Consider the following 22,420-nt stretch of genomic DNA (forward strand, 5'->3'; position numbering starts at 1 on the left):
CACGCCCTGAGCTGCGTGGCACCCGGCTCGGGGGACCCGGTAGCGTGAGCCGACGATTCACAAGGTCCCCCATTAGTAGGAGTCCCGGTGACGCAGAGTGGACAGGGCGAGGAGCCCTCGGCGCAGCCCGCGCGCGAAGGCATCGTGCTGCCCTCCGACGGAGGCGAGCCCCTGTTGCCGGGCATGACCGCGACGCCCGCGCCCGCCGGCCCCGCCGGAGGCCAGGCCTGGGGCGGTTCCTGGGGCCCCGGACAGCAGGCGCCCCAGGCGGGCCAGGGCTGGTCCCCGGCGCCGGCCCAGCAGTGGACCGGCCCCGAGCAGTCCCCGGCCCCCGCGGGCCCCGGCCCGCTGCCCCCGGAGGGCGCCCCGGCCCCCTCGTACGGCGGCCAGGCGCCCGGCTACGGCGGCGATGCGCCCTCCTACGGCGGCCAGGCACCCGGCTACGGCGGCGAGGCCCCCTCCTACGGCGGTCAGGTCCCCGGCGGTCAGGCCGGTCCCGGCGCCTACGGCGCACCTCAGCAGCCCGCGTACGGCACGCCGGACCCCTACCAGCAGCACCAGCAGCACCAGCAGCCGTACCCGGCGCAGCCCGCCGCCCCGCTGCCGGACGCGTATCCGGCCACGGGCGCCCCGCTGCCCCCGGCCGCCGACGGCGCGACCCAGTACATCCCGCCCGTGCAGGCCGCGCCGGCCGACGGCGCGACCCAGTACATCCCGCCGGTCGCCGCGGGGCCCGGGCACGACGCGGCCACCCAGTACATACCGCCGGTGACGCCGGGCTCGCTGCCGCCGGAGTCGGGCAGCGAGCAGACGCGCTACCTCGGGCAGGCGCCCCGGCAGACGGCGCCCGCGCCCTCCGACGCCGAGGCCACGCAGTACATCCCGCCCTACGCCGCCCCGGGGCAGGCGCAGGGGGCGGACCGGCACCCGCCCGCCGAGTTCGACAACCTCTTCCGCGGTGGTGCGGCGGCCGACGACGGCCCGGCCGGATCCACCCAGCAGCTCCCGCTCGTCCAGCAGCCGGACGCCTACCCCGGCCCGGCGCGGTCGTCGTACCGCCCGGCGCAGTCGTCGTACGACATGGAGCCGGACGACGGCGGGGGGCGGCGCACCGGCCGCTCGCGGGTGCCGCTGATCGCCGCCGTCGGGATCGGCCTGATCGTGGTCGGTGTCGGCGCCGGCGCGCTGATCGGCGGTGGCGGCGACGACCAGGGCGGTGACGACAAGGACCAGACGGTCGCCGCCGCCTCGCCGGCGCAGTCGCAGGGCTCCGCCTCGCCCAGCGCCACCGTCGACCCCGCCCGGCAGCAGGCGGTCGAGCTGGACAAGCTGCTCGCGGACAGCGGCAGCAGCCGGGCCTCCGTGATCCAGGCGGTGGCCGACGTCAAGCAGTGCGACAACCTCGACCAGGCCGCGTCGAGCCTGCGGGACGCGGCCAAGCAGCGCAACGAGCTGGTGACCCGGCTCGGCAAGCTGACCACGGACAAGCTCCAGGCGCAGGGTCAGCTGAGGGACGCCCTGACCAAGGCGTGGCAGGCGTCCGCCGCGGCGGACAACCACTACGCGGCCTGGGCCGGCCAGGCCAAGGGCCACAAGGGCTGCCGCAAGGGCCACGCCCGCACCACCGGCGAGACCCAGGCCGGCAACCGGGAGAGCGGTACCGCCAGCCAGCAGAAGGGCCGGGCGGCGGGGCTGTGGAACACCATCGCGCAGAAGTACGGTCTGACCCAGCGCCAGCCCACCCAGCTCTGACCTCCGGCATCGCCCCGGCGGGCCCCGGACGCGGGGCCCGTCACGGCACCTCGGCGTGCTCCAGGACCGAGGTCAGGTCGGCGATCCCGTCGGCACCGCCGATGCCCTTGCGAGCCGCCACCAGCTTGCCGTCCCGCACCACCTGCAGGGTGACGTGGGCGTTGACCAGCCGCGGGAATCCGACCCCGGCGAGCTTGCCCTCGTAGGGCCAGTACAGGGTCGGGGTGAGGCCGCCGGTGGAGACCCGCAGGCCGCCGTTGAGGGTGCGCCGCACGGTGTCGGCGCTCACCTCGCCGGCGCCGATCTTCTCCAGGACGGCCTTGAGCACGGTGTAGGCGATCCACGTGGTCTGCACGCCGGCGTCCGCGGGGTCGATGCGGTTGTCGCCGAAGGCCTCCTCGTTGATCACCTTCTTCATCGGTTCCCAGCGGGGGTCGGAGGCGACCGGGTACCAGCTGGTGATGTACGCCCCCTCGTACGGTCCGGACGCCCCGCCCGTGGCGTTGACCACCGTCTGGTCGACGCTGCCGAGCACGGTCGCCGTGCGCACGTCCGGGTAGCTCTCGCGGGCCCGCCGGAAGGAGTCCATGAAGGTGTCCGTGCGGTCCCCGAGCGCGGGCACCACACAGCCCTTCCGGGTCACGTCCTCGGTGGCGCGGCGCAGCGCCCGGTCGGCCTGGCCGCCGTACTCGGTGGCGTCCTCGGCGGCGAGCTGGTCGTCGGCGTTCGCGTGGCCGCCCGACTTCAGCCCGGAGTCGAGCATCGCGGGCAGCTCGTCGCCGGCGATGCTGTCGGGGCGGACCAGGGCGACCTTGCCGCAGTCGGCCGCGAGAGCCTTGCCGAGGCCGGCCAGCAGGGCGGGCTGGCCGCCGTTGACCGGGTACGACAGGGCGCCGGTGAACTCGTCGTTGGTGACCCCGTAGCCGCCCACGTAGGGGATTCCGGCGCCCTCCAGGGGGGCGAGGTAGGAGTCGCCGAACTGGCTGTAGGAGCCGACGACCGCGACCACGTTCTCGCTCGCCGCGCGCCGGGCGCACTTCGCGGCGCCCACGCTGTCGTTCTGGTCGTTGCAGGTCAGGACCTCGAGGTCGCGGCCGTTGATGCCGCCGTGCGCGTTGACCCACTTCGCGTAGGCAAGGGCCATCGCGGGCATGCCGGGCTTGTTGGTCGCGTCGGTGTCCTGCGGGGCCCAGGTCATCACCTTGATCGGGTCATCCCCGGAGCCCCCCGTGGCACCGGGGATGACCCCGCATGCGGCGGTGAGCGACGCACAGAGGGCCACGGCACCTGCGGCGAGGGCAGTGGCTCTGACGGGGCGGGGGAGAGCGGGACGGGGGGTGTCGCGGGTGCGTCGCCTGCCGGTCATGGACACGCACGATTCCCTCACACCACTAACCCGGGAGTGACTCTTGGTCAACGCAAGGTGACATGGAGGTGAATTGGAGGGGCTGGTGCGACCCGTGGGACGGGGAACGTACGATCGATGACCGTGCAAGGTTCGGAGAACTCTTCCCGTCGCGGCCGTCGCTCCTCCACCATGGGCGGCATGCCCCTGAACGACATGCCGTGGTGGCGGTGGCGCTGCAATGTGCGCTCGGCGCTGCACATGCTCTCCGACCCGGTGTTCCAGCGGGACGTCTGGCTGGCCGGTGCGGACGGATACGGCGACGTCACGGACGCCGTGTACCGGCTGGTGGAGGACACCTGGCTGGACAACTGGTCGGCGGAGAAGTACGTCGGCACCATATTCCGGGACTCGCAGGAGGCGGCGCTCGTCGACACCGCCGTGCTGCGGGTGCTGCGGATCATGCACCAGGTCGGCCCGGACGCGCCGGTCGCCGCCTATCTGGACCACACCGGCTGGCCGGACGCGGTGCGGGCGGCGCAGGACGCGCATGTGCGGATGTCGGTGAGCGACGGGGAGGACCCGGACACACCGCCGAAGAGCCTGGAAGTGCTGCGCATCCTGACGAGGTCCGCGTAGCGGACGGCGGCCCGCGCGGAAGGCGGGTGTGGGAACCTGTAGTGCATGACTGAGCAGTCCGCCTCTTCCGCCGCAGCACCGGCCGACCAGTACGTTCTCACGCTGTCCTGCCCGGACAAGCAGGGCATCGTGCACGCGGTGTCCAGCTACCTGTTCATGACCGGCTGCAACATCGAGGACAGCCAGCAGTTCGGCGACCACGACACCGGACTGTTCTTCATGCGCGTCCACTTCTCGGCCGAGGCGCCGGTGACGGTGGAGAAGCTGCGGGCGAGCTTCGCCGCGATCGGCGACTCCTTCCACATGGCCTGGCAGCTCAACCGGGCCGACCAGAAGATGCGCATCCTGCTCATGGTCAGCAAGTTCGGGCACTGCCTGAACGACCTGCTGTTCCGGGCGCGGATCGGCGCGCTGCCGGTGGAGATCGTGGGCGTGGTGTCGAATCACACCGACTTCGAGGAACTGGTGGGTTCCTACAACGTCCCCTTCCACCACATTCCGGTCACGAAGGACAACAAGTCGGAGGCCGAGGCGCAGCTGCTGGAGATCGTGCGCGAGGAGAAGGTCGAACTGGTCATCCTCGCCCGCTACATGCAGGTCCTCTCGGACGACCTGTGCAAGCAGCTCAGCGGCCGGATCATCAACATCCACCACTCGTTCCTGCCGAGCTTCAAGGGCGCGAAGCCGTACCACCAGGCGCATGCGCGGGGTGTGAAGCTGATCGGGGCCACGGCGCACTACGTCACGGCGGACCTGGACGAGGGGCCGATCATCGAGCAGGAGGTCGAGCGGGTCGGGCACGACGTGACGCCGGACCAGCTGGTCGCCGTCGGCCGCGATGTGGAGTGCCAGGCGCTGGCGCGTGCGGTGAAGTGGCACGCGGAGCGGCGCATCCTGCTCAACGGCCGGCGGACGGTGGTGTTCGCGTAGGGCTCCGGCCCCGGGGGCGGTGCGCCTACTCGGGCACCGTGAAGTAGCGGGCGAAGGCCGGGACGACGTCCGCCTCGCCGACCCTTCCGTCGCCGTCGGCGTCGAGGGCGGCGGCGGTCGCCTCGGCGACGCCGGCCGGCACGTGCAGCACCCTGAGCACGCGCACGGTGTCCGCGATGTCGATGCGGCCGTCGCCGTCGGTGTCGGCCACCGCCAGTGCCGCGTGCAGGAAGGGGCGGGCGATCTCGGCGAAGCGGTCGGGGTTGTCGCGCAGCCGCTTGACCGCGCCGGTGACGAACTCCTGACGGCTGATGCGCTGGTCGCCGTCCCGGTCGGCGATGCCGGCCATGCCCTGCCAGAACGCCTCCGCTCCGGAGTACAGCGCCTGCCCCTTGTCGGAGCGGGCGGGCACGGCGAACTCGGCGAGCAGCGCCTTGGCCGCCGCGCTGAAGTCCTCGCGGTCGATGGTGCCGTTGCCGTCCTGGTCGAAGCCGGCGAACCGGGCGGCGATCCTGCGCTCGTACTCGGTGCTGACCATGTCTCTTCGGGCCGCCTTCACATGAGGGTCGTACGGGAGGGTCCTGGCCGGCCGGTGGGCCGGTCCGGCTGGGAGCGTACGACGCGGGTGGCCGCCGAACGGCGGAAAACCGGCGACTGTGCCAAGACCGGGGGAATACTGCGACAACTGTGTGGCCGATGCGCGGGGGCGTGACGGCCGCTCAGGCGGAGAGCGGATCCGCCTCGTCCGTGGTCGCGGAGTCGAGGTCGGGGCGGACGTCGAAGAGCCGGCGCACGCCGAGCGCGCCGAGGACGCGGTTGACGTGGGAGCCGTCGTCGGCGCCCCGGTCCGGCAGGATCAGCCGCAGCCGGCCCTGACAGGAACGGATCAGCCGCCGGGCGGCGATGAGGACGCCGACCCCGCTGGAATCGCAGAAGAACACGTCGGAGAGGTCCACGACGAGGCTGTGGTGCCCCTCGGCGACGACGTCGTGCACGCGTTGACGCAGCACCGGCGAGGTCATCAGGTCCAGTTCCCCGGACACCCGGAGCACGGCCCACTCGCCCTGTTCGACGCCGGTCACATTGAATGCCACGGCCACGCCCCTCCGCTCGCCGGATCTCCCGGAACCGCCCGGAAACGGAAGCGATTCCTACGTTTCTTTCCGCGCGGCTGCCCAGCGGCCGTTCCCTGAAACGTGGCGCGCCAAACGGCAGGTGATCGACAAGGGGCTTGTTTCGGTCACTATCGATCCTGTTCGATCAATGGTGAACGCGTCTTGTGTGAAGGTTATGTGAAGGGGGCACTATCACCTGCGACGCTCCCGGGGGCGCACATTGACACAAAGGGGCGTGCGTTGTCGGACGTGCCGACTACATTCGAGAGGGCAGGACCGACAGGCTGGATGGGCCGGACACGGTGAGGGGAGGGACCGCATGGCCGGGAAGGACGTACCGCCCCGCTGGGACCGCAGGATGCAGCAGCGGCTCGCCCGCGGTGAGGCGGCCGCCCTCGGGGAGCTGTACGACCGGTTCGCCTCCCTCGTGCACAGCCTCGCCCACCGCGTCCTCGGCGACGAACAGGCCGCCGACGCGGTCACCCGCGAGGTCTTCGCGCACGTCTGGGAGCACCCCGAGACCTTCGACCCCAAGCAGGGCCTGCTGCGCTCCTGGGTCGCCGCGGTCACCCACCGGGTCGCCGTGCAGCGGCTGCGGGACCGGGAGGAGCGGGAACAGCCGCGGCGCGAGGAGCTGGAGAGCACGGTCCGCCGCGCCTCGGTCGCCGCCCGCGCCGACTTCATCGTCCACTCCATGCCCGCCCCGCTGCGCGCCGCCCTGGACTCGGCCTACTTCCAGCGCCGTGACTACCGCCAGACCGCGGCCGACCTCGGTGTCACCGAGGACGAGGCCCGCCGCCGGCTCCGCCTCGGCCTCCAGCTCCTCTCCACCGCCCACGACACAGGCACACCGCCGGGATACCGGGGTGCGGTGTGAGCGGGGCGGGCTGGTTCGACCGTTTCGAGACGCACGACGACCGTGACGGACACGACGACCGTGACGGATACGACGGTCGTGACGGATACGACGGATACGACGGCCGCGCGGGGGAAGAGGCCCGGCGGCACGGGAGCCCGTCGCCGGGTGAGCGGCCGCCCGGACGACGGCCACCCGAGGACACCGGGTCCGGCGAGCGGGAATCCGGACCCGGGGGACCGGACGCGGACGGACACGGCGGTCCCGGCGGCCCCGGGAACGACGGACGCGCAGGCACCGGTCCCGGCGGACACGGCGGTGGCGCGGGGGACGTCCAGGGCGGTACCGGCGGCGACGGACCGGACCCGGCCCCGCGCATACCCACGCCCCGCGCCTCCGTGGAGGACAGCGGGCTTCCGCTGCCCGACCTCGCCGACCTGGGGGACCTCGCACCCGTGCCGCTCGACCTCTCGCACGACGTCCTGAAGTCGCTGCTCGGCGCCTGGGCGCTGGCCGCCTGCTCGGCCGCGGAGACGGCGGCCGTGGAGGAGCATCTGGGCGGCTGCGGCGGCTGTGCCGACGAGGCCCGCCGGCTGCGCGAGGCGGTCGGCCTGCTGCACCAGCCGGAGAGCCTGGACCTGGCCCCCTCGCTGCGCACCCGTGTCCTGGAGGGCTGCCTCAGCCGCCGGCCGCCGCGCATCCCGGTGCCCGACTGGGCGGCGCCGTACGACGCCGAGACCGCGCGACTGGACGCGCTGCTGCAGGACTTCGGGGACGCGGAGTGGCACGCGCCGGTACGGCTGCGCTGGTTCGAGGCCGACACCGCCACGAGCCGCCGTACGACGGTCGCCGGGGTGATCGCGCACCTGCTGTCGGTGGACGGTCTGATCGCCACGGCGCTCGGCCTGGCGGACCCGCTGGCCGAGGTCGCCGGAGCCGCGGACCCGGGCACCCTCGGCCCGGCCGGCCGCACCGAGGCGTTCTGGCGGGCCTCGCACTTCCCGCCGACCCGCTCGGTGCGCGGGCCCTGGCGGGAGCAGAGCCACGGCCTGGTGCGGACGGTGTCGTTCACCGGCGGCCACGCGGGCGGACTGGAAGTGCCGTACGGCGACTTCGCGCTGCCGCTGCACGACGCGATGCTGGACCGCGCCTTCGAGTGCTGGGTGCACGCCGAGGACATCGCCGAGGCGGTGGACTACCCGTACCAGCCGCCGGCGCCCCGGCACCTCAACCGGATGATCGACCTGGCGGCCCGCCTGCTGCCGGCGGTGCTCGCCGAGCGCCGCCGCGCGGGCCTGTCGGAGCCGGGCCGCCGCACCCCGCACCTGGTCCCGGCCGGTGCCCCCGGCCGCAGTCTGCGGCTGGAGATCGAGGGCGCGGCCGGGGGCGAGTGGCTGATCCCCCTGGACTCACCGGCGGCGGTGGGCTCCGCGGACCTGGCGGTGGCCCATGTGGCCCTGGACGGAGTGGAGTTCTGCAGGCTGGCCGCGGGGCATGTGTCGCCGGAGGACGCGGCGGTGGGCCAGGGCGGCGACCGCCAGGCGATCAGGGACGTGCTGTACGCGGCGGCGAGCCTGAGCCGGATGTGAGCCCGGACGGCGACGGCACGCTGCCCCGGCAGCCGCCCGTCTAGGACGACGGTGCGGAGAACCGCTCCCGCAGCCGGTACTTCAGCACCTTGCGCAGGGTGTCGTTGCGCGGCAGGGCGTCCACCACCTCCAGCCGCTCCGGCAGCTTGTGCACGGACAGTCCTTCCGCGCGGAGGAAGGACACGATCTCCGGCAGGGTCAGCCCGGGTGCCCCGGGCGGCTGCTCGACCACCGCGCAGACCAGCTCGCCGCGTTCGGCGTCCGGCAGGCCGACCACCGCCGAGTCCGCCACGGCCGGGTGCGCGGCCAGCAGGTCCTCTATCTCCTTGGCGGAGATGTTCTCCCCCTTGCGGATGATCACGTCCTTCAGGCGGCCGGTGAGCACCAGGTGCCCGGACTCCGTCACGTGCCCCAGGTCCCCGGTGCGCAGGAAGCCGGCGGCGTCGAAGGCCGCGGCCGTCTGGGCGGGGTCCAGATAGCCCCGGCAGACGGCCTCGCCGCGCAGCCGTATCTCGCCGTCGACGACCCGGATCTCCATGCCGGCCGGCGGGCGGCCCTCGGTCGTGGCCAGGTTCTCGGCGGTGTCCTCCGGGTCCCCCATGGTGATCATCGGGACCTCGGTCATGCCGTAGCCGTGGGTGAGCCGGACGCCCATCTCGCGGGTCACGTCGTGGTACAGCCCGGGCGGTTTGGGCGCGCCGCCGCCCGCGAGCAGGCGCAGGCTCGGGATCACCTTCTCGCCCGGCCGTCTGCGCTGTTCGGCCAGGAAGAGGGAGTAGAAGGCCGTGGACCCGCCGGCCACCGTCACCCCGTGCCGCCGGTACTCGGCCAGCGCGTCCGGCAGCGCGAAGTGCTCGAACATGACCGCGGGGAAGCCGTAGAGCAGGAGCATCACCGTGTAGTCGGGGCCGGCGATGTGGGCGTAGGGGAAGGCCATCGAGCCGACGTCGTCCGGGGTGAGGCGCAGGGCGTGGGCCAGGCAGGAGCCGCCCGCGATCAGGGAACGGTCCGTGTGCAGCACGCCCTTGGGGTCGGAGGTGGTGCCCGAGGTCCAGTAGATCCAGCGCACCGAGGTGCCCTCGGCGGGCGGCGGGGGCAGGACGGACGGGTCGCCGTCGGGGAGGGTGTCGTAGGCCTCGAACACGCCCTTGGCGCCGAGGCGGCGGGCCATCTCCGTGTGGTCGTGGCCGCGCCAGACGCCCGGTACGGCGAAGAACTCCGCCTTCGACTCGCGCAGCGCGAAGCCGACCTCCCGGTCGCGGTAGAAGGGGATGACCGGGGACTGCACGGCGCCCAGGCGGGCCAGGGCGAAGGACAGCAGGGCGGTCTCGATGCGGGTGGGCAGCTGCCAGGCGACCACCGTGCCGGGGCGCACGCCCATGCCGTACAGGCCCGCCGCGACGCGTTCGGCGCGGGTGCGCAGCTCGCCGAAGGTGAGCCGGCGGCCGGCCTGCAGCAGGACGGGACGGCCGGGGGTGAGGCCGGCGCGGCGGTCGACCAGGTCCCACAGTGTGCGGGCGGAACCGAGGGTGTGCGGGGTCTCGTTCACGGGTGCCCCCTGCTTGGCTGACGACTCGTCAGGTGACATGCTATCTGACGACCCATCAGATAGGCAGTGCCCAGTCGAGCACCGTCCGGCGGAGGGGACCCATGGCGACCGAACTGCCCCGCATCATCAGCGTCGACGACCACGTGATCGAGCCCGCCCATCTCTTCGACACCTGGCTGCCCGCCAAGTACCGGGACCGCGGACCCCGCCCGCTCACCGCCGGCATCGGGGACCTGGCCTACGTCGGCGGCAAGTACCAGATCACCATGGACCCGCAGGGCCCGCCGACCGACTGGTGGATCTACGAGGACCTGAAGTTCCCGTACAAACGGAACATCGCCGCCGTCGGCTTCGACCGGGACGAGATGACCCTGGAGGGCATCACCCGGGAGCAGATGCGGCGCGGCTGCTGGGACCCCAAGGCCCGGCTGGAGGACATGGACCTCAACCACGTCGAGGCCAGCCTCTGCTTCCCGACCTTCCCCCGCTTCTGCGGGCAGACCTTCGCCGAGGCCCACGACAAGGAGGTCGCCCTCGCCTGCGTGCGCGCCTACAACGACTGGATGGTGGAGGAGTGGTGCGGGGACAGCGGCGGCCGGCTCATCCCGCTGTGCCTGATCCCGCTGTGGGACGTGGAGCTGGCCGTCGCCGAGATCCGGCGCAACGCCGCGCGCGGGGTGCGGGCCGTCACCTTCTCCGAGATCCCCACGTACCTCGGGCTGCCCTCCATCCACTCCGGCCACTGGGACCCGTTCTTCGCCGTCTGCCAGGAGACCGGCACGGTCGTCAACATGCACATCGGCAGCAGCTCCCAGATGCCCGCCGCCTCCCCGGACGCGCCGCCCGCCGTCCAGGCGTCCCTGAGCTTCAACAACGCGATGGCCTCGATGATGGACTACCTCTTCAGCGGGGTCCTCGTGAAGTTCCCGCGGCTGAAGCTCGCCTACTCCGAAGGGCAGATGGGCTGGATCCCGTACGCCCTGGAACGCGCCGACGACGTGTGGGAGGAGCACCGCGCCTGGGGCGGGGTCAGGGACCTGATCCCCGAGCCGCCATCGACGTACTACTACCGGCAGATCTTCTGCTGCTTCTTCCGCGACAAGCACGGCGTCGCGTCCCTGGACGTCGTCGGCCGCGACAACGCCACCTTCGAGACCGACTACCCGCACGTCGACTCGACCTTCCCGCACACCAAGGAGGTCGCCCTCGACCATGTGAAGGGCCTGGACGACGAGACCGTCCACAAGCTGATGCGCGGCAACGCCATCCGCATGCTGGGCCTGGACCTCGACCGCTGATGGACCTCTCGTACACGCCCGAGGAGGAGGAGTTCCGGGCCCGGCTGCGCGAGTGGCTCGCCAAGGCGCTGCCCATCCTGCCTGCGAGGCCGTCCCCGGACGACTGGCCCGGCCGCCGCGCCTACGACCTCGGCTGGCAGCGGATGCTGTACGACGCCGGGTACGCCGGCGTCCACTGGGACGCCTCCCCGACCCTGCGGCTGATCTTCCTGGAGGAGACCGAGCGGGCCGGCGCGCCCTACGTGGGCGCCAACTTCGTCGGGCTGCTGCACGCCGGACCGACGATCGCCGCCGAGGGCACCGCCGAACAGCGGGCGCGCTGGCTGCCGCCGATCCTGCGCGGCGAGCAGGTGTGGTGCCAGGGCTTCAGCGAACCGGACGCCGGCTCCGACCTGGCGTCGCTGCGCACCCGCGCGCGCAGGGACGGCGACGCCTACGTGGTGACCGGCTCCAAGATCTGGACCTCGCACGCGGAGGTCGCCGACCGGTGCGAGCTGCTCGTCCGCACGGACCCGGACGCACCCCGGCACCGGGGCATCACCTGGCTCGCGATGCCCATGGACGCCGACGGGATCACCGTACGGCCGCTGCGCACGCTCGCCGGGTCGGCGGAGTTCGCCGAGATGTTCCTCGACGAGGTACGGGTGCCGGTCGCCGACCGGGTGGGGGAGGAGAACGACGGCTGGCGCGTCACCATGGTCACCCTCTCCTTCGAACGCGGCACCGCCTTCGTCGGCGAGGTCGTCGCCTGCCGCCGCGTCCTCGGCGAACTCGCCCGCGCGGCACGGGGCGACGGGCGCTGGGACGACCCGGCGCTGCGCCGCCGCCTTGGCCGGCTCGACGCGGAGTTCCGGGCGCTGTGGCGGCTGACCCAGTGGAACGTCAGCGCGGCGGAGGCGAGCGGCGGGGTGCCGGGCGTCGGCGGCTCGGTCTTCAAGCTCCGCTACTCGCACGCCCGGCAGGAGCTGTACGACACCGCCGCCGAGGTCCTCGGCCCGGGCGCACTCGACCTGGACCGGCCCTGGGTGCTCGACCGGCTGTCCTCGCTGTCGTACACCATCGCCGCCGGCACCTCGCAGATCCAGCGCTCCATCGTGGCCGAGCGGATCCTCGGCCTGCCCAGGGGGAGATGAACATGCGTTTCCGGCTCACGGACGACCAGCGGGCGCTGCGCGAGGGGGTGCGGGAGCTGCTGGCGCGGTGCTTCGGACGGGAGGCGCTGCGTGCCGCCGTCCGCGCACCGGGCCGGCTGGACCGGACGCTGTGGCGGACCCTCGGGGAGGCGGGGTTCTTCGCGCTGCGGCTGCCCGAGGCGGACGGCGGCGTCGGACTGGGGCTGCCGGAGGCCGTGCTGGCCTTCGAGGAGGCGGGCCGGGCGCTGCTGCCCGGCCCGCTCGTGGCCACCCACCTCGCGGCCGGTGGCGTGCCGGGCGCGGCGCGCGGGGAGACGGTCGTGGCGGCCGTCGACGGGGAGCTGGCGGAGTGGCTGGACGCGGCGGACGTCGTCCGCGGGGACGCCTCCGGCGCCGTACCGCTGCGGTCGGTTGACCCCCTCACACCGCTGCACCGCCTGCCCGGCACCGCCGCCCCGGACCCCGTGGCCGGCCTGCCGGCACCGGTCGCCGCCGCCCCGGACCCGGTCGCCGTCCTCCTCACCGCCGCCGAGCAGCTGGGCACGGCCGGACGGGTGTGCGAACTGGCCGTGCAACACGCCCGGGCCCGAGAGCAGTTCGGACGGCCGATCGGCGCCTTCCAGGCCGTCCAGCACCTGTGCGCGGACCTGCTGGTGCGGGTCGAGACCGCGCGCGCCGCCGTCTACGCCGCCGCCGTGACCGCCGACCCCGCCGACATCGCCGCCGCCCGGCTGCTCGCCGACGAGGCCGCCGTGCGGGGCGCCCGCGACTGTCTCCAGGTGCACGGCGGCATGGGGTTCACCTGGGAAGCGGACGTCCACCTGCATCTGAAGCGGGCCTGGGTGCGGGAGCGGCGCGCCGGGGGAGGCACCCAGAGTGAGGAGCTGCTCGCCGCCGCCCTGGCGGACTGAGCCGCCGACGGCGCTCCCGCCTGTGACACCCGAAAAGTCATGGCCCACGATGTTGCGGCCGGTGGTGGGCCGGCGTCACGGAGCGTCGATATCCGGTTGTGTCCTTCGCCGGACTCGTCACGGCCCGGAGTCACGGGCCCACTCGGGTACCTTGTGGGGGATGCGAGTGGCCGCGCGTACGAGCAGGGCCGGCGAAGCCCCCGGGGCGATGCCGGGCCGCGCGGTGCGCGCCGCAGCTCGCGGGGCGGTCAGGGCCGTTGCCCCCGCCTGTTCGACTCCCCGGCACGAGCGTCGCACAGTATGCCCTACGCGTACTCCTTCGCGCGGGAATATGCCTGAAGCGCTTGTTGGGGTGACTGTACGTCAACCATGCTGTCTCGCAAGGGAGTCACAGTCCGTGACCCTTGCTCTGGCCGTTGTTCTGGCCATGCAGAGAATGGCTACGATCGTGGCCCTCGTCGTGATCGTCGCCTCGGCCGACGCCGTGGCGCACGGACGGCGCGGGGTCATGGGTCCGCCGGTTCGGATGGTGTGAGCGGTGCAGGTGCTTAGAGTGCAGCTGGAGATCCGGCCCGACCCCACGGAGGTGGGGCGAGCCCGGAGGTGGGCCCGCTCGCGGCTCGCCGGGTCGGGGATAACGGCGGACGAGCCGTTGGCCGAGACCCTGATCCTGCTCGTCTCCGAGCTGGTGACCAACGCCGTGGTGCACACCGCCCGGCCGGCCGTGCTGCGGCTGTGCCTGCCGGCCCCGGCGGCCGAGAGCGGCGCGTCGGTCACGGTGCGGGTCGAGGTGGCCGACACCAGCTCCCGCGCGCCCGTGCCCCGGTGTGCCGACGGCGACGCCACCGGCGGCCGGGGCCTGGCCCTCGTGGACTGTCTCGCCGACCGCTGGGGCTGGAGCCCCGAGGGCGTCGGCAAGAGCATCTGGTGCGAGCTGGACCGCTGTTCGGCGTCCCGGCAGAGCGCGGCGCTGGCGTACGGGGGCGGACTGTCCGCGTACGAGGGTCTCGCCTTCGAGGCGGTGTAGCGGCTCACGGCCGCGGTGCGCCGGGTGTGCGACCGTGCGCGGGCGCCGCGATCGGCGTGCCGCAACACATGCGCGTACCGGCGTTGACGTCTCCTGGGCACCTGATCAGGCTGGTGGGCGTCGATTCGCTGCGAGGGGACGGCGAGGGCCCGGCCACCGGCGGTCCTCGTCGAGTGTGGGTCGCATCGGGTGGCGGCGCGCGCGACGGTGGGGGAGGCGCGCCGCCAGCCGCTCTCCCGTCGGCCCTCAGAAGACCGCCACCGGTGCCACGGGTGTCCCCGTCGCGCCGACGAACGGTTCGGGCATCGCCGACAGCAGGAACGCGTACCGCCCCGTTTCTCCACAGGCTGTGGACAACTCTTCGAGATTCCAGTTCTGGCCCTGCAGCATTCCCATCTCCACCAGGTGCAGGGCGTGCACGGGCAGCCACAGATTCTCTATCTCGGGCGGAAATATCTCAAAAGTGAGCGTGTCGTTCGCGACCGCGGCCACATCGCGCGCGTGGAACCACTCCGGGCAGCGCACCGAGAGCCCCGGCGACGGATAGCCGTACCCGTGCTTGTCCCCGGCCAGATACACCTGCGTCTGCCCGGTGCGCACCAGCACGATGTCCCCGGCCCGCACCCGGACCCGGCCGAACTCCTCGGCCGCCGCGAGGTCCTCCGGCGTCACCGCGTGACCCCCCGCCAGCCGGTCCGTGCCGCGCGCGCGTGCCACGTCCAGCAGCACCCCGCGCGAGACGAGGTGCCGCACCTTGTCGATGCCGCTGAACTCGGCGCCGCCGTGCGCGGTGACCGTGCGTGCCGGGCGGCCGTTGTAGAGCTTCCCGGAATGCGAGACATGGGTCAGCGCGTCCCAGTGGGTGCCGGCCTGCAGCCCCATGGTCACCGCGTCGTCGCTGCACGCCACCGTGCCCGGACCGAACAGCTCCTGATTGACCTGCACCATCGCGTGCAGCGGATTGACCCGGCCCGGGATCATCCCCGTCTGCACGCCGTCCTGTCGCAGCGGGAGGGCGAGGGGGACGCGATGCCCGGTGCGCACCTCGCCGACGGCCCGGCGCACGACCTCGCCCGTGACCAGGTTCAGCGTGCCGATCTCGTCGTCGGCGCCCCAGCGCCCCCAGTTGTTCACGCGCCCCGCGATCTCGTGGAACTCCTCCGGCAGTGCCATCCGGTGCCTCCCCGGGGCTTGTGTCCGTACGTGCGGCGGGCCATAAAATCTAACGGACCGTCAGAAACCGCGGGAAGGGGCCGGGCGTGGGGAACTTCTTGGCAGGCAAGGTCGTCGCCGTGACGGGTGCCGGGCGCGGGATCGGGCGGGCGGTCGCGCTGGCCGCGGCGGCCGAGGGGGCGAAGGTCGTCGTCAACGACTACGGCGTCGCGGTGGACGGCGCCTCGCCCACGAGCGAGGTCGCGGAGGCCGTCGTCAAGGAGATCGAGGCGGCGGGCGGCGAGGCCGTCGCGGTCGCCGACGACATCTCCACCATGGCGGGCGGCCGGCGGGTCGTGGAGGCGGCGGTGGAGTCGTACGGCCGTCTCGACGGCGTCGTGTGCGTGGCGGGCATCCTGCGCGAACGGATGCTGTTCAACATGACCGAGGAGGAGTGGGACCCGGTCGTCGCGACCCATCTGAAGGGCACGTTCACCGTGTTCCGGGCCGCCTCCGCCGTCATGCGCGGGCAGCGGTCGGGCACCCTCATCGGCTTCACCAGCGGCAACCACCAGGGCTCCGTCTCCCAGGCCAACTACAGCGCGGCGAAGGGCGGGATCATCTCGCTCGTGCGGAGCGCGGCGCTCGGCCTGCACAAGTACGGGGTGACCGCGAACGCGGTGGCGCCGGTGGCGCGCACCCGGATGTCGGCGAACGTGCCGACGGAGCTGACGGAGATCGGGGAGCCGGAGGACGTGGCCGCGCTGGTGGTGTACCTGCTGTCCGAGCGGGCCGCCGGGCAGGGCATCACCGGGCAGGTGTACACGATCGCCGGGCCGAAGATCGCGGTGTGGGCGCAGCCGAGGGAACTGCGCTCGGCGTACGCCTCCGGTGGGTGGACGCCGGAGGCGATCGCGGAGTTCCTGCCGGGGTCGGTGGGGGTGGATCCGATGCCGATGCTCGCGCGGGTGGCGGCGATGGAGGAGGCGGCGCGGGGTGGGGAGCGGCCGAACGCCCACTAGCCCGGGTGCGACTGCCGTCCGGCGGCTGCGGGTTCGTGGTGGCTGGTCGCGTTCGCGCAGTTCCCCGCGCCCCTGGTGGGGCCGGTCATGTGCGGCGGCTGCGGGGTCGTGGTGGCTGGGTGCGCAGTTCCCCGCGCCCCTTCGGGGCGCTTCGGCAACCGAGCGGAGACGGGCATGGAGTTCGGGTTCAGTGCGCAGGACGAGGTGTTCCGGGGGGAGGCGCGTGCCTGGCTGGAGGCCCACGTCGGCTCCGTGACGGGGCGGCGGGCGTGGGAACGGACGCTGGGCAAGGCCGGCTGGATAGGGCTCGGCTGGCCGGAGCCGGGCTACGGCAACCGGACCGCCGGTCTCACCCAGCAGGTCGTCTGGGCCGAGGAGTACGCCCGGTCGGGCGCCCCGCCGCGCTCCGGGCACATCGGCGAGAACCTCCTCGCCCCCACCCTCGTCGCGCACGGCGACGAGGAGCAGAAGCGCCGCTTCCTCCCGCCCGTCGCCGCCGGCGAGGAACTGTGGTGCCAGGGCTACAGCGAACCGGGCGCCGGCTCCGACCTGGCCGGGGTGCGGACGGCGGCGGTGCGGGAGGGCGCGGACTACCGGATCAGCGGGCAGAAGATCTGGACCTCCCTCGCCCACGAGGCCGACTGGTGTTTCGTGCTGGCCCGGACCGACCCGGAGGAGAGCCGGCACCGCGGACTGAGCTTCCTGCTCGTGCCCATGGACCAGCCCGGCCGGATCGAGGTCAGGCCCATCCGGCAGCTGACCGGGACGAGCGACTTCAACGAGGTCTTCTTCGACGGGGCACGCGCGCGCGTGGAGCACGTCGTCGGGGGAGAGGGGCAGGGCTGGCGGGTGGCTATGAGCCTGCTGGGATTCGAGCGCGGGGTGTCGACGCTGGCCCAGCAGATCGGGTTCGCCGCCGAGCTGGCCGCGATCGTCGTGACGGCCGCCGAGACCGGGGCCGTACGGGACCCCGTGCTGCGCGCCCGGCTCGTGCGGCAGTGGGCCGAGCTGCGCGCCATGCGCTGCAACGCCCTGCGCACCCTCGGCGGCACCGGCGACCCGGGCGCGCCCAGCGTGGCCAAGCTGCTGTGGGCGAACTGGCACCAGCGGCTGGGCGAGCTGGCCGTCGAGGTCAGGGGCGCCGCGGCGGCCGCCGGGCCCGTGGACTGGTCGGCCTCGTCGCCGTACGAGATCGACGCGGACCAGCACCTGTTCCTGTTCAGCCGGGCCGACACGATCTACGGCGGCTCGGACCAGATCCAGCGCACGATCATCGCCGAGCGCGTGCTCGGTCTGCCGGGTGAGCCGAAGGGGGCCGTGTGATGCGTGGTGTGGTGTTCGACGGCAGTCGGGTCCGGGTCGTCGACGACCTGGCCGTGCGCGAGCCGGGGCCGGGCGAGGTGCTGGTCGCGGTCGCCGCGGCCGGGCTGTGCCACAGCGACCTGTCGGTGGTGGACGGCACCATCCCGTTCCCGGTGCCGGTGGTGCTGGGCCATGAGGGCGCCGGGGTCGTGGAGGCGGTGGGCGCGGGCGTCACCCATGTCGCCCCCGGCGACCACGTGGCCCTGTCCACGCTGGCCAGCTGCGGGACGTGCGCGGAGTGCGACCGGGGCCGGCCGACGATGTGCCGGCAGGCGATCGGGCGCCCGGGGAAGCCGTTCACACGGGGCGGCGAGCCGGTGTACCAGTTCGCGGCCAACTCGGCCTTCGCGGAACGTACGGTCGTCAAGGCCGTGCAGGCGGTGCGGATCCCCCGGGACATCCCGCTGACGTCCGCCGCGCTGATCGGGTGCGGGGTGCTGACCGGGGTCGGTGCGGTGCTGAACCGGGCACGGGTGGACCGCGGGGACAGCGTGGTCGTCATCGGCACGGGCGGGATCGGGCTGAACGTCCTCCAGGGCGCGCGGCTCGCGGGCGCCCTGGAGATCGTGGCCGTGGACGCCAATCCGGCCAAGGAGGCGGTGGCCCGGCAGTTCGGCGCGACCGGCTTCCTCACGTCGGTGGAGGGCGTCCGGGACCTCCTGCCGGCCGGCGCCGACCACGTCTTCGAGTGCGTCGGGCGGGTGGAGCTGATCCGGCAGGCCGTGGACCTGCTCGACCGGCGCGGCCAGGCGATCCTGCTGGGCGTGCCCCCGGCCACCGCCGAGGCGTCCTTCCTGGTCTCCTCCCTCTTCCTGGACAAGTCGATCCTCGGCTGCCGCTACGGCTCCTCGCGCCCCCAGCGGGACATCGCCCTGTACGCCGGGCTGTACGGCCGAGGACGGCTGCTGCTGGACGAACTGGTGTCGGCCGTCTACCCGGTGGAGGACTTCGAGAAGGCCCGGACGGACGCGGAGGCGGGCCGGGTGGCACGGGCGGTGCTCACGTTCTGAACCGCCCGCTTCCCGGCACGGGTCCGGGCCGGACGGCGGCCACGGGGATCGCCCGTGGGCGCCTGCTGAGGGTCCGTCAGCCGATGCCGGCCGAAGTTTTCCACAGGCGGGGGAAAACGGGTCGGCGCGTGTCGGTGGCGGCCCCTACCGTCGGGGCATGAGCTACCGCGACGTCGTTTCCCGGCGGGTGCTGACCTGGGCCCTGGTGGCCGTCGGCGCCCGCATGCCGGTGGCCATGGCCCCGCTGGCCCTGGTCTTCCTGGTCCGCGAGCGCCCCGGCGGATATTCCCTGGGCGCGGCCCTCGCCGCCGCCTACGTCATCGGTGAGATCGTCGGCGCCCCGGTGCTCGGCATGCGCCTGGACCCCGCGCGGGCCCGTCCCCATCTCGCCGCCGGTCTCGTCGCGGGCGCCGCCGGCTTCGCCGGCCTCGGCGCGCTGTCCGGCGCGCCCGGCCCGGTGCTCGCCGCGTTCGCCTTCCTCGCCGGTGCCGGTCCGGCCGCGGCGCCCGGCGGGCTGCGCACGCTGCTCACCTCCCTGGTCCCGGGGCACGCGGCGACCCAGGCGCTGTCCTTGGAGTCGATGCTCACGTTCGGCGTCTGGGCCGTCTCCCCGGCTGCCGTCACCGGTCTCGCGCTGGGCGTCGACGCCCGCCTCCCGCTGCTGCTCCAAGCCGTCCTGATGGCGTCGTCCGTCGTGGGGCTGTGGTTTCTGCCGGCCGGCTGGGCGGCGGACGGCCGGGACGGGCAGGAGGAGCGGGGCGCGTCGAGGCTACGGGTGCTGGCCCGCGCCTGGCCGGTGTACGTCACGGGCGCCGCGAGCCTGTCGTTGCTGGCCCTCGCCGAACTCGTGCTGCCCGCCCTGCTGGAACAGCGCGGCATCGGCGTGGGCTGGGCGGGCCCGCTGCTCACGGCGATGTCGGTGGCCTCCGCCGCCGGCGCCTTCGTGTACGGCCTGCGGTCCTGGCCGGGCCGGCTGAGCACCCGCAGCCTGGTGCTGATGGCGGGGATGTCGGTCGCGGTGACCCTGGTCGCCCTGATACCCGCGGCGCCGGGCATGGCGGCGGCGCTCGCCCTGGCCGGGCTGCTCCAGTCGGGCGCGATGCTCACCCGCAACCTGTCCCTGCGCGAGGTGCTGCCACCGCACGCCCTGGCCGCCGGCTACTCGGTCATGTACGCCGCCGTCGGCGCCGGGTACGCGGCGACGGGCTCCCTCGCCGGTGCCCTGCTGCCGCACGCCGCGCCCTCGACGGCGATCCTCGCGGGAGTGGCCCTCACCCTGTTGCTGACGTCGGTCGGCTGGTGGGGCGAGACCCGCGCCGGCCGGTCAGCGCCGGACGCCGGCGCCGTCCTGCCGCTCGGCGCCGCCGGCGGCCCTGAAGGTGCGCCGGTACGCGGTGGGCGTGACCCCGAGCGCCGCCTGTAGGTGCTGGCGCATCGACTGCGCCGTGCCGAAGCCCGACTCCCGGGCCACCTGGTCCATCGGCAGTCCGGTGGACTCCAGCAGCTGCCGGGCGCGCTCGACGCGCTGCTGGGTGAGCCACTGGCCCGGGCTGATGCCGGTCTCCTCGCGGAAGCGGCGGGTGAAGGTGCGCACCGACATCGACTCCTGCCCGGCCATGTCGCGCAGCTGGATCGGCTCGTGCAGCCGGCCCAGCGCCCAGGCGCGGGCGGCGGTCGTGGTCGACAGCTGCGGGTCGGGCACCGGACGCTCGATGTACTGCGCCTGGCCGCCGTCGCGGTGGGGCGGTACGACGGTGCGGCGGGCCACATCGTTGGCGACGGCCGTGCCGAAGTCGCGCCGCACCATGTGCAGGCACAGGTCGATGCCGGCGGCCACCCCGGCCGAGGTCAGCACGTCGCCGGCGTCGATGAACAGCACGTCCGCGTCGACCCTGACCTTCGGGAACAGCCGCTGGAAGCGCTCGGCGTCGGCCCAGTGCGTGGTGGCCGGGCGGCCGTCCAGGTAACCGGCCGCCGCGAGGACGTACGCGCCGGTGCAGATGGAGGCGAGCCGGGTGCCCGGGCGGATACGGGCCAGGGCGCTGGCCAGCTCGTCGGTCAGCCGGCCCGCCTCGAAGACCGGGCCCAGTTCGAACGAGGCCGGGACGATCACCGTGTCGGCGCTCGCCAGGGCCTCGGGGCCGTTGGGGACGTGCACGGCGAAGTCGGCGTCCGTCTCGACCGGGCCGGGCGGCCGTACCGAGCAGGTCACGACCTCGTACAGCAGCCGTCCCTGCGCGTCCTTGGGCCGGCCGAAGATGCGGTGCGGTATGCCCAGCTCGAAGGGCAGCAGACCGTCCAGGGCGAGGACGACGACCCGGTGCGGCCGGAATTCCCCTGCGCTCGTCATGGCCCGATCCTAGCGAAGGATGACTTCCGGGCCACTCGATGCGCGGGCATGCGGAGCGGAGGCTGGGGGACGTGACTCAGACAAGCCCAGCCGCAGCCCCCGTCAAGGCCCCGCCCGGCCGGCGCCACCGCCTGCACCGCGCCTGGTTCGTCGCCGCCGTCACCTTCGTCACGATCACCGGCGCGGCGGCCTTCCGCTCCCTGCCCGGCCTGTTCATCGACCCGCTGCACCAGGAGTTCGGCTGGTCGCGCGGCACGATCGGCGCGGCCGTCTCCATCAACCTCGCGCTCTACGGCCTCACCGCGCCGTTCGCCGCGGCGCTGATGGACCGCTTCGGCATCCGCCGGGTGGTCGCCCTCGCGCTCACCGTGATCGCGCTCGGCTCCGGCCTGACGGTGTGGATGACGGCGGCCTGGCAGCTGCTGCTGTGCTGGGGTCTGCTGGTGGGGCTCGGCACCGGCTCCATGGCGCTGGCGTTCGCCGCGACGGTCACCAACCGCTGGTTCACCGAGCGGCGCGGCCTGGTCACCGGCATCCTCACCGCGGCCTCCGCCTCCGGCCAGCTGATCTTCCTGCCGCTGCTGTCCTGGATCGTCGACCGCCACGACTGGCGTCCCGCCGCGGTCACGGTCGCCCTGACCGCCCTGGCCGTGGTCCCGCTCGTCTGGCTGCTGCTGCGGGACCACCCGGCCGACGTGGGCGTGGCGCCGTACGGGGCACGGGAGTTCGTGCCCAAGCCGCCGCCCGTCACCGGCGCCGCCCGCCGGACGCTGGCCGTTCTCTCCTCCTCCGTCCGCACCGGTACCTTCTGGCTGCTCGCCGGCACCTTCGCGATCTGCGGCGCCTCCACCAACGGCCTGGTGCAGACCCACTTCGTGCCCGCCGAGCACGACCACGGGATGCCCGTGACGACGGCGGCCTCCCTGCTCGCGGTCATCGGTGTGTTCGACGTCGTCGGCACGATCGCCTCCGGCTGGTTCACCGACCGCTTCGAACCGCGCCGCCTGCTCGCCGTCTACTACGCCCTGCGCGGCCTGTCCCTGCTCTTCCTGCCGATGCTGCTGGGCCCCGCCGTCCATCCGCCGATGCTCTTCTTCATCGTCTTCTACGGCCTCGACTGGGTGGCGACCGTGCCGCCCACCCTGGCGCTGTGCCGTGAGCAGTTCGGCGAGGACAGCGCCATCGTCTTCGGCTGGGTGCTCGCCTCCCACCAGGTCGGCGCGGCCGTCGTCGCCTACTTCGGCGGACTGGCCCGGGACGTCTTCGGCTCCTACGACGTCGTCTGGTACGCCTCCGGCACGCTCTGCGCGGCGGCGGCCCTGATGTCCCTGGTCATCCGGCGCACCGGCCCGGCCGCCCTCACGCCCGCCGTGTCCTGAA

The 22,420-nt window shown here is 73.6% G+C and carries 20 protein-coding genes; 14 read left to right on the forward strand and 6 right to left on the reverse strand.

The genetic code is table 11. The features are described 5' to 3' along the window. Positions 1-87: 87 nt before the first annotated feature. On the forward strand, positions 88-1,752 hold the full coding sequence (locus FHS34_RS16280) for a hypothetical protein (RefSeq protein WP_184965768.1): 1,665 nt from the start codon (positions 88-90) through the stop codon (positions 1,750-1,752). Positions 1,753-1,792: 40 nt separating this feature from the next. On the opposite strand, the gene FHS34_RS16285 is transcribed toward FHS34_RS16280, so the two are convergent. Continuing rightward, positions 1,793-3,118 (reverse strand): ABC transporter substrate-binding protein, encoded by a 1,326-nt coding sequence (locus tag FHS34_RS16285; protein ID WP_184965770.1) that lies wholly within the window; start codon positions 3,116-3,118, stop codon positions 1,793-1,795. Between the two features lie 117 nt (positions 3,119-3,235). Here FHS34_RS16285 and FHS34_RS16290 point away from each other — a divergent pair, with 117 nt between their 5' ends. Both FHS34_RS16290 and purU read left to right on the forward strand, forming a co-directional pair. Then, complete coding sequence (locus FHS34_RS16290) at positions 3,236-3,736, forward strand: SCO4402 family protein (protein WP_184965772.1); 501 nt, start codon at positions 3,236-3,238, stop codon at positions 3,734-3,736. Between the two features lie 45 nt (positions 3,737-3,781). Next, positions 3,782-4,666, forward strand: a complete 885-nt coding sequence (gene purU / locus FHS34_RS16295) for a formyltetrahydrofolate deformylase (protein ID WP_184965774.1) — start codon at positions 3,782-3,784, stop codon at positions 4,664-4,666. A gap of 25 nt (positions 4,667-4,691) precedes the next feature. On the opposite strand, the gene FHS34_RS16300 is transcribed toward purU, so the two are convergent. Both FHS34_RS16300 and FHS34_RS16305 read right to left on the reverse strand, forming a co-directional pair. Beyond that, a complete protein-coding gene (locus tag FHS34_RS16300; RefSeq protein ID WP_184965776.1) occupies positions 4,692-5,204 on the reverse strand; it encodes an EF-hand domain-containing protein in 513 nt (170 codons plus the stop codon). A 181-nt stretch (positions 5,205-5,385) separates the two neighbouring features. Further along, a complete protein-coding gene (locus tag FHS34_RS16305; RefSeq protein WP_184965778.1) occupies positions 5,386-5,766 on the reverse strand; it encodes an STAS domain-containing protein in 381 nt (126 codons plus the stop codon). A 334-nt stretch (positions 5,767-6,100) separates the two neighbouring features. Between FHS34_RS16305 and FHS34_RS16310 the strand changes: the two genes are divergently transcribed. Beyond that, positions 6,101-6,658: a sigma-70 family RNA polymerase sigma factor gene (locus FHS34_RS16310; RefSeq protein WP_184965780.1), complete on the forward strand. Its 558-nt coding sequence runs from the start codon at positions 6,101-6,103 to the stop codon at positions 6,656-6,658. Further along, positions 6,655-8,226: a zf-HC2 domain-containing protein gene (locus FHS34_RS16315; protein ID WP_313149176.1), complete on the forward strand. Its 1,572-nt coding sequence runs from the start codon at positions 6,655-6,657 to the stop codon at positions 8,224-8,226. Before FHS34_RS16310 ends, FHS34_RS16315 begins: the two co-directional genes overlap by 4 nt. Before the next feature lie 40 nt (positions 8,227-8,266). Here FHS34_RS16315 and FHS34_RS16320 read toward each other — a convergent pair whose 3' ends face one another. After that, positions 8,267-9,814: a class I adenylate-forming enzyme family protein gene (locus tag FHS34_RS16320; protein ID WP_221509000.1), complete on the reverse strand. Its 1,548-nt coding sequence runs from the start codon at positions 9,812-9,814 to the stop codon at positions 8,267-8,269. Between the two features lie 62 nt (positions 9,815-9,876). Between FHS34_RS16320 and FHS34_RS16325 the strand changes: the two genes are divergently transcribed. The 4 genes from FHS34_RS16325 to FHS34_RS16340 all read left to right on the forward strand — a co-directional run bounded on the left by FHS34_RS16325 (position 9,877) and on the right by FHS34_RS16340 (position 14,144). Further along, positions 9,877-11,073 carry an amidohydrolase family protein gene (locus FHS34_RS16325; protein WP_184965784.1) on the forward strand — a complete coding sequence of 399 codons (1,197 nt, stop codon included), beginning with the start codon at positions 9,877-9,879 and terminating at the stop codon, positions 11,071-11,073. Beyond that, entirely contained in the window at positions 11,073-12,206 is a 1,134-nt protein-coding gene (locus FHS34_RS16330; RefSeq protein WP_184965786.1) for an acyl-CoA dehydrogenase family protein, read from the forward strand. Before FHS34_RS16325 ends, FHS34_RS16330 begins: the two co-directional genes overlap by 1 nt. Positions 12,207-12,208: 2 nt before the next feature. Then, positions 12,209-13,117, forward strand: a complete 909-nt coding sequence (locus tag FHS34_RS16335) for an acyl-CoA dehydrogenase family protein (RefSeq protein ID WP_184965788.1) — start codon at positions 12,209-12,211, stop codon at positions 13,115-13,117. 553 nt (positions 13,118-13,670) lie between these two features. Then, entirely contained in the window at positions 13,671-14,144 is a 474-nt protein-coding gene (locus tag FHS34_RS16340; RefSeq protein ID WP_184966344.1) for an ATP-binding protein, read from the forward strand. A 246-nt stretch (positions 14,145-14,390) separates the two neighbouring features. On the opposite strand, the gene FHS34_RS16345 is transcribed toward FHS34_RS16340, so the two are convergent. Then, positions 14,391-15,317, reverse strand: coding sequence for a cyclase family protein (locus FHS34_RS16345; RefSeq protein WP_184965790.1), 927 nt, complete (start codon positions 15,315-15,317; stop codon positions 14,391-14,393). 86 nt (positions 15,318-15,403) lie between these two features. Between FHS34_RS16345 and FHS34_RS16350 the strand changes: the two genes are divergently transcribed. The 4 genes from FHS34_RS16350 (at position 15,404) to FHS34_RS16365 (ending at position 20,113) form a co-directional block, all read left to right on the forward strand. Continuing rightward, on the forward strand, positions 15,404-16,318 hold the full coding sequence (locus FHS34_RS16350) for an SDR family NAD(P)-dependent oxidoreductase (RefSeq protein WP_184965792.1): 915 nt from the start codon (positions 15,404-15,406) through the stop codon (positions 16,316-16,318). A gap of 174 nt (positions 16,319-16,492) precedes the next feature. Continuing rightward, on the forward strand, positions 16,493-17,641 hold the full coding sequence (locus FHS34_RS16355) for an acyl-CoA dehydrogenase family protein (RefSeq protein ID WP_184965794.1): 1,149 nt from the start codon (positions 16,493-16,495) through the stop codon (positions 17,639-17,641). Beyond that, on the forward strand, positions 17,641-18,690 hold the full coding sequence (locus tag FHS34_RS16360) for a Zn-dependent alcohol dehydrogenase (protein ID WP_184965796.1): 1,050 nt from the start codon (positions 17,641-17,643) through the stop codon (positions 18,688-18,690). Before FHS34_RS16355 ends, FHS34_RS16360 begins: the two co-directional genes overlap by 1 nt. Before the next feature lie 157 nt (positions 18,691-18,847). Next, on the forward strand, positions 18,848-20,113 hold the full coding sequence (locus tag FHS34_RS16365; RefSeq protein ID WP_184965798.1) for an MFS transporter: 1,266 nt from the start codon (positions 18,848-18,850) through the stop codon (positions 20,111-20,113). Here FHS34_RS16365 and FHS34_RS16370 read toward each other — a convergent pair. Further along, on the reverse strand, positions 20,015-21,040 hold the full coding sequence (locus tag FHS34_RS16370; protein WP_184965800.1) for a GlxA family transcriptional regulator: 1,026 nt from the start codon (positions 21,038-21,040) through the stop codon (positions 20,015-20,017). The genes FHS34_RS16365 and FHS34_RS16370 overlap by 99 nt on opposite strands. A 71-nt stretch (positions 21,041-21,111) precedes the next feature. Here FHS34_RS16370 and FHS34_RS16375 point away from each other — a divergent pair, with 71 nt between their 5' ends. Continuing rightward, positions 21,112-22,419: an MFS transporter gene (locus tag FHS34_RS16375; protein WP_184965802.1), complete on the forward strand. Its 1,308-nt coding sequence runs from the start codon at positions 21,112-21,114 to the stop codon at positions 22,417-22,419. Position 22,420: the final 1 nt, after the last annotated feature.

The sequence above is a fragment of the Streptomyces echinatus genome (assembly GCF_014203595.1).
GTDB lineage: Bacteria > Actinomycetota > Actinomycetes > Streptomycetales > Streptomycetaceae > Streptomyces > Streptomyces echinatus.

Coding starts and splice junctions, on each gene's coding strand:
- FHS34_RS16345 (WP_184965790.1), bottom strand. CDS start 15,317: ATGGCACTGCCGGAGGAGTTCCACGAGATCGCGGGGCGCGTGAACAAC.
- FHS34_RS16320 (WP_221509000.1), bottom strand. CDS start 9,814: ATGTCACCTGACGAGTCGTCAGCCAAGCAGGGGGCACCCGTGAACGAG.
- FHS34_RS16365 (WP_184965798.1), top strand. CDS start 18,848: ATGAGCTACCGCGACGTCGTTTCCCGGCGGGTGCTGACCTGGGCCCTG.
- FHS34_RS16335 (WP_184965788.1), top strand. CDS start 12,209: ATGCGTTTCCGGCTCACGGACGACCAGCGGGCGCTGCGCGAGGGGGTG.
- FHS34_RS16370 (WP_184965800.1), bottom strand. CDS start 21,040: ATGACGAGCGCAGGGGAATTCCGGCCGCACCGGGTCGTCGTCCTCGCC.
- FHS34_RS16290 (WP_184965772.1), top strand. CDS start 3,236: ATGACCGTGCAAGGTTCGGAGAACTCTTCCCGTCGCGGCCGTCGCTCC.
- FHS34_RS16330 (WP_184965786.1), top strand. CDS start 11,073: ATGGACCTCTCGTACACGCCCGAGGAGGAGGAGTTCCGGGCCCGGCTG.
- FHS34_RS16360 (WP_184965796.1), top strand. CDS start 17,641: ATGCGTGGTGTGGTGTTCGACGGCAGTCGGGTCCGGGTCGTCGACGAC.
- FHS34_RS16355 (WP_184965794.1), top strand. CDS start 16,493: ATGGAGTTCGGGTTCAGTGCGCAGGACGAGGTGTTCCGGGGGGAGGCG.
- FHS34_RS16285 (WP_184965770.1), bottom strand. CDS start 3,118: ATGACCGGCAGGCGACGCACCCGCGACACCCCCCGTCCCGCTCTCCCC.
- FHS34_RS16300 (WP_184965776.1), bottom strand. CDS start 5,204: ATGGTCAGCACCGAGTACGAGCGCAGGATCGCCGCCCGGTTCGCCGGC.
- FHS34_RS16325 (WP_184965784.1), top strand. CDS start 9,877: ATGGCGACCGAACTGCCCCGCATCATCAGCGTCGACGACCACGTGATC.
- FHS34_RS16310 (WP_184965780.1), top strand. CDS start 6,101: ATGGCCGGGAAGGACGTACCGCCCCGCTGGGACCGCAGGATGCAGCAG.
- purU (WP_184965774.1), top strand. CDS start 3,782: ATGACTGAGCAGTCCGCCTCTTCCGCCGCAGCACCGGCCGACCAGTAC.